The following is a 9,200-nucleotide window of genomic DNA, read 5'->3' on the forward strand; positions in this document are numbered from 1 at the left end:
CGCGGCCGGGGCCGCCGCCGGCGCGGCAGCCGGGGCCGCGGCCGGGGCCCGAGCCGGTGCGGCAGCCGCATCAGCGTCAGCCTCGGCCGGAGCGGGATGGCAGACCGGCGCAGCGGGATCGGCAGCGAGCGGCAGCACATCGGGAACCACATTCGACGGAACAGGTGCCCGCGCCGGAACCGTCGAAGGCGATCCGGGATCCACCGCAGCCTCGGCGCCCGACCCACGTCTCGAGTCCAACCGGGCGCTGCATGAGGCCGATTTGGTGCTGAACGAGTTCCGCCAGCAGCTGCGCGCGGACCTGCGCCAGGCTGCCACACGGTCCGGCGTGCCGACCACGCTCGTGCCGGAACTGCGGGCTCGCCTGGTCGAGGTGCGCGCGGACATCCTCGCCGCCCTGCACCGGTAGCGCGGCCGCCGGCCCGGAGCGGTGCACCAGCACCCCCCACAGAACACCCTCGCCCGCCGCGCGGGTGTTCTGTGAGCGGGCGCGCCCGACACGCCCGCACGTCGGCCGACTCCCCTGGATTTGACAGAGGATTCCAAGGGAGTAATGTCGTCCCTCGTGACTCCAGAGGGAACCCCCCAGGCACCAGAAACACGTTCACCGAAACGGTGGATCATCGGCGACCCGCTCTCGACCGAAAAGCTCGACGGCCAGTTGCTGCCCAAGCACCTCGCCCTCCCCATCTTCGCGAGCGACCCGCTGTCGAGCGTCGCGTACGCGCCACAAGAGCTCCTGATGATCCTGACGCTCGGTGGGCTGGCCTTTCTCAGCTTCGCGCCCTGGGTCGCGGCGTGCGTCGTGCTACTGCTCGTCGTGGTCGTCGCGTCGTACCGCCAGCTGATCAAGGCCTACCCGTCCGGCGGCGGGGACTACGAGGTCGCCCACAAGAATCTCGGCGAGAAGGCCGGCCTCGTCGTCGCGTCCGCCCTACTCGTCGACTACGTGATGACCGTGGTCGTGTCGGTGGCCAGTGGCGTGGACAACATCATCTCCGCACTGCCGGGCCTCGCGCCGTTCCGGGTGGAGTTCGCGGTCTTCTTCGTGATCCTGCTCGCGGCGGTCAACCTGCGCGGCGTGCACGAGTCGAGCAAGGCTTTCGCCTTCCCCACCTACCTGTTCATCGCCAGCGTGCTGCTGATGGTCGTCGTGGGCCTCGCCCGGGTCGCCCTCGGCGATACCCCGATGGCCGAGTCGGCGAACTACGACGTGGAGGCCCAGAGCCTGGCCCAGTCGGCGTTCATCCTGCTACTGTTGCGCTCCTTCGCGAGTGGGTGCAGCGCGCTCACCGGCGTCGAGGCGATCGCCAACGGGGTGCCCGCGTTCAAGCATCCGAAGGTCAAGAATGCCCAGCGCACCCTGGTGCTCATGGGCGGCATCGCCATCACGCTCTTCGTCGGCCTGACCGCGCTCGCCCTGTTCTCGAAGGTGCACTACGCGGAGAATCCCTGCGACCTGATCGGCTGGGAGGAGTGTGCGACTTCCCCGCAGCGCAGCCTGATCGCCCAGATCGCGGCCGCCACCTTCGGCAACAACTCGATCATGTTCTTCGTGCTGCAGGCCGCGACGGCGGCCGTGCTGCTGCTGGCCGCCAACACGGCGTTCAACGGCTTCCCGCTGCTCGGCTCGGTGCTCGCCAAGGACTCCTACGCCCCGAAATCGCTCAGCACCCGCGGTGACCGCCTGATCTACTCCAACGGCGTGCTCCTGCTGGCCCTCTTCGCCTGCATCATCCTGGTCATCTACCAGGCCAATCTGACCGTGCTGATCCAGCTCTACATCATCGGCGTCTTCGTCTCCTTCACGCTCGGGCAGACCGGCATGGTGCGGCACTGGCTGACCCTGCTCAAGACGAACCCGCCGAACCGGGCATCCATCATCGCCAGCCTGTCGATCAACGGCTTCGGCGCGCTGCTCACCGGCGTGGTGCTGATCGTGGTCACCATCACCAAGTTCACCCACGGCGCCTGGCTCGTTTTCGTTTTGATGCCTGTGCTGTTCACCCTCATGCTCGGCGTCAACCGGTACTACCGCGACGTCGCCAAGGAAATCGAAGTGGATGCCGACACCACGTTCGGCTCGTCGGGCGACCACGCGATCGTGCTGGTCGGCAAGATGCAGAAGCCCGTGCTCAAGGCGTTGGACTACGCGATCGCGGCCCGCCACGAGAGCATCGAGGCCGTACACATCTCCGTCGACGTCGACGAGACCAAAGCGCTCAAACGCGCCTGGGTGCAGCAGAACATTCAGGTGCCGTTGCGCATCGTGCAGTCGCCCTACCGGGATATCAGCTGGCCTCTGATCAGCTACATCAAGGACCGGCGCGAGGACCACGGCTCCGAGGTCGTCACCGTGTACACCCCGATCTACATCGTGGGCCACTGGTGGGAGGGTCTGCTGCACAACCACAAGGCCCGGCGGCTGCGCCAGAAGCTCATGCTCGTGCACGGCGTCACCATTGCCCTGGTGCCGTGGCTGCTCGACTCCTCCGAGCTCATCTACGGCCGGCGCTCCCGACCCGTGCCCGGCCAGGACCGCCGCGGCGAGCCCGTGCGCCCCCGCCCGATCCCGCGCCGCCCGCTCGCTCCGGCGACCAAGGACATCCCGATCCGGCCCACGCCGGTCGTCGGCACGGTTCCGCCGAATTCGCGGCCGTCCGCCGCGCGGCGCCGCAAGAGGAAGTAACGGATGCGCCTTGCTCCCGCCGTCTTTCTCGGCGGTATGGTCGGCACGGGCCTCCGACTCGGCATCGACCAGGCTCTCCCGCACACCGACACCGACTTCCCGGCGAGCACGCTGATCGCCAACACGATCGGCGCGTTCATCCTCGGCTGGCTGGTGGCCGGCCTGTGGACCCGCCCGGGCCTGCCGGCCTGGGTCAAGGCCGCCCTCGGCACGGGCGTCCTCGGGTCGTTCACGACCTACTCCGCCGTCATGGTGTCCTTGGTCGCGCTCGGCGCGGCCGGATTCCCGGCTCTCGGCTGGCTCTACCTGGCGGCGACTCTTCTGCTCGGGTTCGGGGCCGCGGCCCTCGGTCTACAGCTGGGGGCGCAGCTTCGGCACCGCGTGTTGCCGGACACTCCGGATGCCGGGAGTACTCTGTGAGCACCTGGCTGGTCCTCGGCGTCCTCGTCACCGGTGGCGCGGCGGCGGTCATCCGCTACTTCGTCTCGCGCGCCCTCCCCGTCGGCCCCGGGCGGCTGCCGCTCGGCGTGTTGATCGTGAACGTGGCCGGATCATTGATCGGCGGTGTGGTGCTCGGTCTCTCCGAGCGTGCCGCGGTATCCGCCGACGTGCAACTGATCCTGTTGACCGGGTTCTGCGGCGGCCTGACCACGTTCAGCACCTGGAGCGTCGAGACCGTCGAACTGACGCTCACCGGGCGTCGGCGAGCGGGCATTGTCAACCTGATCGGCACTCTCCTGCTCGGGTTCCTGGTCTGTGGTTCGGGCTACCTTCTCTCCCGCTGAGGTACAGTGAAGGAACGCTGATTGTGAACGTGCTCGGCGAACCGCTGCTCAGGATTTGCATCCGCGGCCCGTTCGGCCCGCCATGCTAAACTGACGGCTAGTTTTCACCATATTCGGCAACTCCCGGGAGACGTTTCTCTCACCCGGCCTGGCATCGTTAGGGGGTCTCGCATGGGGCGCGGCCGTCAAAAAGCAAAGCACACCAAGGTTGCCCGCGAGCTGAAGTACTTCAGCCCGGACACCAACTACAACGCGCTTGAGCGCGAGCTCACCGGGCATCCGGCCACCGACCCGCGCCTCGACGAGGACCTGGCGAAGTGGCCGGAGTACGAGGCCGGCAAGCCCGGCAAAGACGCAGACACCGACGACGAAGCCGACGACCAGTACGTCGACCACTACGCCACCGAAGACGAGCAAAAGCGCGCCTGACGCTCGGCTCGACTAGTTGTGCTCCCCCGCGGCCCTGTGCCTCAGCGGGTGCGCGCAAATGGCCGCCATCGTTTCACCGATGGCGGCCATTTGCGCGCACCCGCCGCCCGGCGGGGCGCCTTGCTAGAGCGCGTAACCGCCGACCAGGCGCACGGCGCCGCCGTTCACGCCCTTGGCACCCTGCTCAAAGCCCGCGAGATCGTGCGGGGCGGTCGACACGCGGCCCGCCACCCAGGCCGGCACTCCCTCGGTGGCGAGGCGGGCGATGACGGATGACGCCGATTCGGCCGCGACGACGGCGAACATGCCGACACCCAGGTTCCAGGTGCCCTCCGAGCTCTCGAGCGAGGAGCCGGCGAGTTCACTGAGCACCCGGAAGACCGGGGACGGCGACCAGGTCGACCGGTCGACCTCCACCCAGGCGCCGACCGGGAGCACGCGGGCGAGGTTCGCCGCGATGCCGCCGCCGGTGACGTGGCTGAGCGAGTGCACGACGCCGGCGAGCTCCGGGTCGGAGAGCACGCCGAGCAGCGGCCCGGTGTAGAGCCGCGTCGGCTCGAGCAGGACCTCGCCGACCACACCGCCGAAAGCGGCGGACGTGTCGGTGTAGCCGATGCCGCGGTTGGCGAGGATGTGCCGCACGAGCGAGTAACCGTTGGAGTGCAGCCCGGAAGAGGCCAGCGCCACGACGACGTCGCCGTGGCGGACCTTCTCCGCGCCGAGCACCTGGTCGGCTTCCACCACGCCGGTGGCGGCGCCGGCCACGTCGTAGTCGTCCACGCCGAGGAGGCCGGGGTGCTCGGCGGTCTCGCCGCCGACGAGTGCGGTGCCGGTGGCGGCGCAGGCGCGGGCGATGCCCGCGACGATGTCCGCGATCCGCTCGGGGACGACCTTGCCGCAGGCGATGTAGTCGGTCATGAAGAGCGGGCGGGCCCCGACGACGACGATGTCGTCGACGACCATGCCCACAAGGTCCTGGCCGATCGTGTCGTGCTTGTCGATGGCCTGGGCGATCGCGACCTTGGTGCCGACGCCATCCGTTGACGTGGCCAGCAGCGGGCGCGTGTAGCCGGTGAGGAAGGAGACGTCGTAGAGGCCGGCAAAACCGCCGAACCCGCCGAGCACCTCGGGACCATGCGTGTTCGACACGGCCTCCTTCATCAGGGAGACGGCGAGGTCGCCGGCCGTGGTGTCCACTCCGGCCGCCGCATAGGATGCGTTGCTCATTCTTGTCTTCCTGGGTCGCCGATCGAGGACTTACCCTGTTTGACCAGGGATTCTTCGCGCAGTGCTTCCTGGCGCAGTGAGGTGGGGGCGAGCAGAGGCTCGAATTCCGAGTCGGGGCCCGGGTCGCATCCGTTCGAGGCGGCGGCCGGACGTTCCAGCAGGTTCTTGCCCAGGTGTGCCGAGTCGGGCAGCGGGATCGGATAGACCCCGGTGAAGCAAGCCGTGCACAGGCGTTCGGGCGGCTGCTCGGTGGCGGCGATCATTCCCTCCGGTGAGAGGTAGCCGAGCGAGTCGGCGCCGATAGCCTGGCGCACCTCGTCGACGCCGAGGCCGGTCGCAATCAGTTCCGCGCGGGAGGCGAAGTCGATGCCGTAGAAGCAGGGCCAGGTGATCGGCGGGCTCGAGATGCGCACGTGCACCTCGGCGGCACCGGCCTCCCGCAGCATGCTGACCAGGGCACGCTGGGTGTTGCCGCGCACGATCGAGTCGTCGACGACGATCAACCGTTTGCCCTTGATCACGGCCTTGAGCGGGTTGAGCTTGAGCTTGATTCCCCGCTGGCGGATGGTCTCCGACGGCTGGATGAAGGTGCGCCCCACATAGGAGTTCTTCACCAGACCCTGGCCGAACGGAATTCCGGATGCCTGCGCGTACCCGATCGCGGCCGGCGTGCCGGACTCGGGGGTCGGGATGACGAGGTCGGCCTCGACGGGGTACTCCTGGGCGAGGCGACGGCCCATCTCGACCCGCGCCTCGTGCACGCCGCGGCCGGCGATGGTGGTGTCGGGCCGGGCCAGGTAGACGTACTCGAACACGCAGCCGGCGGGCTTCGCTTCGGCGAAGCGCTGCGTGCGCAGGCCGTCCTCGTCGATGGTGATGAGCTCTCCCGGCTCGACCTCGCGCACGAAGCTGGCGCCCACGATGTCGAGGGCGGCGGTTTCGGATGCGACGACCCAACCACGCTCGAGGCGGCCGAGCACCAGCGGGCGCACCCCCTGCGGGTCGCGCGCGGCGTAGAGGGTGGTCTCGTCCATGAAGACGAGGCAGAAAGCGCCGCGCAGACGCGGCAGAATCTCGAGCGCCGTGGCTTCGAGGGTGTGGTCGAGATCGCCGGTGAAGAGGGCGGTGATCACCGCGGTGTCGGTGGTGTTGCCGCGGGCCAGCTCACCCTCCACCTTCGGGTAGCGTTCGTGCACGAGCTGGAGGAGCTCGGCCGTGTTGGTGAGGTTGCCGTTGTGGCCGAGGGCGACCGTGCCGCCCGAGGTGCGGCCCAGGGTGGGCTGGGCGTTCTGCCAGCTGGACGACCCGGTGGTCGAGTAGCGGGTGTGCCCGACGGCGATGTGGCCGATCAGTGTGCTCAGCGCGGCCTCGTTGAAGACCTGGGAAACCAGGCCCATGTCCTTATAGATCAGGATCTTCGAGCCGTCACTCGTGGCGATCCCGGCCGATTCCTGGCCCCGGTGCTGCAGGGCATAGAGGCCGAAATAGCTGAGCTTGGCCACCTCTTCACCGGGAGCCCAGACGCCGAAAACGCCGCAGGCATCCTGCGGCCCCTTCTCGCCGGGGAGTAGATCATGGCTTAAAAGTCCGTCGCCGCCAGCCAAATCGGTGCCTCTTCTACTATCAGTGCTCGGGGGAAATGTGTGCTGAGAGTTGTGGGGTGACCGGGAGCTTCTCCGTCTCGGTCCGGTGAGCCGTGTTGTAGGGACGGGCGGGTTGAGCTAGTCCCGATCAGAATTCGACGAGTCCGATACGGCATCCGGAGACTCGGAATCGCTCGGACCGACAGCTGTCATTCTATCGACGACGACCGTCTTCCCGCGGCGGGAGATGACACGGTCGATGATGATGGCGACGACGGCACCCAGGGCGACGCCCAGCGTGAGAAACGCGAGCAACAGGAATCCGAAGACCTGGGTAGCCCCGAACTCGGCATTCTCGGGAAACACGATCGTGAGAACCAGGGCCGCGATAGCACCGATCAGGGCGCCGAGGAGCATGAAATTGAAGAAGCGCGGCGAGCGCCGCACGGTGACGGTGGACTTGTCGACGATCGATTCGCCCGCACTCTCACCGGCGCCGGAATCGGACTGCTGCTCGGGCTGTTGGTCTGAGATCACGCGTTCATTCTCGCACGCCAGACCGGTACTGCGGCTGTGCGTTGGCTCTGCCCGGCGGATGCCAGCCTGCCCGGATGAACGGGATTGCGGTACTCGGGAGCGCGAACATGGACCTCGTCGTGCGGCAGCCGCCGCGGCCGCCGCGGCCGGTGGACGATCCACCACGGCCGAGCCGACCGTCCCGGTCGCGCCTGTCAGGGTGACCACACCCCTCAGGATCCCGTGACCTGTGCGAGCAGTCCAGCGAGTTCGGTCAGAGCGTCATCGGTCAGCGTGTCGAACCATGGTGCGGAGCGTTCTATCGCGAGAGTTTCAAACGCCTCGACCTGGGAACGCGCGGATCCGGTGAGTCTGAGGAGCCGCACCCGTCCGTCCTGGTCGGATGCGAACTGCTCGACCAAGTCATGCTCGCGCAATTGGTCGACGAGTTGGGTGATGGCCCCCGGTGTGACGTGCAACAGTGCGGCAAGCCGGCCGGGAGTGACAGAGTCCTGCGCGTGAGCGAGGACGAAGAGGACATCCAGCTGGGTGCGGGTGAGGACCGTGCTGCCGAACGGAGTCGATCGCGGGCTCGCGATCGACCGCGACAGACGAACGACCGCCGCCAGGACCTCCCCCATCTGCCTGGACCGGTGCGAGGTGAGCAGGTGCGCCGATTGTGTCATGCGCTGATAAACGGCATCTGCCCGATGAAGGTGCGATCCTCCACCTGGGTGAGGATGAAGTCCGCGAGATCATCTCGACTGATCTGGGTGCTCGCATCAACGCCCACCCATCCCACCCGGTAGGTTCCAGCACCCGGCTTCTCGGTCAAGCGCGGACCACGAACGACCGTCCACTCCAACCCGGACGCCTCGAGCACCCGGAGGTGCTGCTCCGCATCGGCGAGAACATGCCCGGACAGGGTCTTCAGCAAGAACCTGATAACGCGGTCTGCTGGCCCGGGCCGGTCCAGTGGAGCGGATAGCCCGCCGCCCGACAGGGTGACGATCCGCTTCACTTCGTGCCGCCCCATGGCGTCCACGATGAGCTGGGTGCCCTCGGCCTGCAGCGTCGGCGGCGACCCCTTAACCTGCCCGAACAGGCTGAGCACGGCGTCTGACCCCGCCACCGTCTGATCCACGGCATCCGCGTCCAACACGTCACCGCGAATAATCGTCAGAGCCGGGGACGTGGTGACGAGCCTGGCCGGCTCACGCACCAGAGCCCGCACCTCGTATTCCGCGGCAAGAGCGCGCGTCAGAACGCGATGACCGGTCTTACCGGTCGCACCGAACACAGCAATAACTGTCATAGGGATTAGTTTAGTCACTAAATGTTGTGATCGGACGATGCTGCCACCGCACCACAACGACGGGGAAGGTTCACGAGGAAGGAAGGGGGAGTCGCGTCCGAGCCGGAGGTGGGAGGCGTCAGAGAAGCGGCAGGTGCCCGACCAGGTCGGCGCGCTGACCGGAGGCGGCGATGCGACCGGATGCGATGCCATCAGCCCACGAGAGCGTTCCGGTCGCGAGGGCGAGCCAGGTGGGGGCATCCGTCTCAACGACGTTCGGCGGTGTGCCGCGGGTGTGGCGCGGACCGGCGATGCACTGCACGGCCCCGAACGGCGGCACGCGAACCTCGAGTGTGTTGCCGGTGGCCTTCTCGGCGAGCAGCTGCAGCGTGTACCGCACCGCCAGGGCACGGATGTCCCGGCTCGCCTCACCCTGCTGCGCCGCGTATTCGCGCACCGCCGCGCGCCCCACGCCGTCGTCAATCCTCGCTCGTGCCACGCCACCAGTCTGCCTCCTCTCTGCGGTCCGTGCCGGCCGCCCGCTCCTTGCGCCGCCCGCCCACCGCGCGCGCATGCTGCGCCGCTGCGCGCCTGGCACACCATGCGCGTATCGGCGCAGCACGAGCGCAGCGCTCTTGCGCCAGCGCCCGGTGCCCGCCGCCTGCCGCCCGCCGCCC

Annotated in this window: 10 protein-coding genes and 1 pseudogene; 5 read left to right on the forward strand and 6 right to left on the reverse strand. The window is 68.2% G+C overall.

Annotation, left to right across the window (positions count from 1 at the left end):
• From E3O22_RS15980 to E3O22_RS14740, 5 genes and pseudogenes are all read left to right on the forward strand, one after another.
• A pseudogene (locus E3O22_RS15980) lies at nucleotides 1–409 on the forward strand (hypothetical protein); the annotation flags it as partial.
• A gap of 144 nt (nucleotides 410–553) precedes the next feature.
• Entirely contained in the window at nucleotides 554–2,689 is a 2,136-nt protein-coding gene (locus E3O22_RS14725; RefSeq protein ID WP_241976677.1) for an APC family permease, read from the forward strand.
• A gap of 3 nt (nucleotides 2,690–2,692) precedes the next feature.
• Entirely contained in the window at nucleotides 2,693–3,109 is a 417-nt protein-coding gene (locus E3O22_RS14730; RefSeq protein ID WP_134395213.1) for a CrcB family protein, read from the forward strand.
• The gene (crcB, locus tag E3O22_RS15985) at nucleotides 3,106–3,474 is read left to right on the forward strand and encodes a fluoride efflux transporter CrcB (RefSeq protein ID WP_166784668.1); all 369 of its coding nucleotides are present in this window, start codon (nucleotides 3,106–3,108) and stop codon (nucleotides 3,472–3,474) included. The genes E3O22_RS14730 and crcB overlap by 4 nt, the downstream gene beginning before the upstream one ends.
• 171 nt (nucleotides 3,475–3,645) lie before the next feature.
• Nucleotides 3,646–3,903, forward strand: coding sequence for a DUF3073 domain-containing protein (locus E3O22_RS14740; RefSeq protein ID WP_134395215.1), 258 nt, complete (start codon nucleotides 3,646–3,648; stop codon nucleotides 3,901–3,903).
• Between the two features lie 123 nt (nucleotides 3,904–4,026).
• Here the strand turns inward: E3O22_RS14740 and purM are convergent, their stop codons facing one another.
• The 6 genes from purM to E3O22_RS14770 all read right to left on the reverse strand — a co-directional run bounded on the left by purM (nucleotide 4,027) and on the right by E3O22_RS14770 (nucleotide 9,022).
• Nucleotides 4,027–5,130, reverse strand: a complete 1,104-nt coding sequence (gene purM, locus E3O22_RS14745) for a phosphoribosylformylglycinamidine cyclo-ligase (RefSeq protein WP_134395216.1) — start codon at nucleotides 5,128–5,130, stop codon at nucleotides 4,027–4,029.
• Nucleotides 5,127–6,734 (reverse strand): amidophosphoribosyltransferase, encoded by a 1,608-nt coding sequence (gene purF, locus E3O22_RS14750; protein ID WP_241976678.1) that lies wholly within the window; start codon nucleotides 6,732–6,734, stop codon nucleotides 5,127–5,129. The genes purM and purF overlap by 4 nt, the downstream gene beginning before the upstream one ends.
• Nucleotides 6,735–6,851: 117 nt before the next feature.
• Nucleotides 6,852–7,250 carry a hypothetical protein gene (locus tag E3O22_RS16045; protein WP_174722071.1) on the reverse strand — a complete coding sequence of 133 codons (399 nt, stop codon included), beginning with the start codon at nucleotides 7,248–7,250 and terminating at the stop codon, nucleotides 6,852–6,854.
• A 212-nt stretch (nucleotides 7,251–7,462) separates the two neighbouring features.
• Nucleotides 7,463–7,915, reverse strand: a complete 453-nt coding sequence (locus E3O22_RS14760) for a MarR family winged helix-turn-helix transcriptional regulator (protein WP_134395217.1) — start codon at nucleotides 7,913–7,915, stop codon at nucleotides 7,463–7,465.
• A complete protein-coding gene (locus E3O22_RS14765) occupies nucleotides 7,912–8,544 on the reverse strand; it encodes an NAD(P)-dependent oxidoreductase (protein ID WP_134395218.1) in 633 nt (210 codons plus the stop codon). Before E3O22_RS14765 ends, E3O22_RS14760 begins: the two co-directional genes overlap by 4 nt.
• A gap of 118 nt (nucleotides 8,545–8,662) precedes the next feature.
• Nucleotides 8,663–9,022 (reverse strand): sterol carrier family protein, encoded by a 360-nt coding sequence (locus tag E3O22_RS14770; protein WP_134395219.1) that lies wholly within the window; start codon nucleotides 9,020–9,022, stop codon nucleotides 8,663–8,665.
• Between the last annotated feature and the right edge of the window lie 178 nt (nucleotides 9,023–9,200).

The sequence above is a fragment of the Cryobacterium sp. TMT2-18-2 genome (genome assembly GCF_004402245.1).
GTDB classification, from domain to species: domain Bacteria; phylum Actinomycetota; class Actinomycetes; order Actinomycetales; family Microbacteriaceae; genus Cryobacterium; species Cryobacterium sandaracinum.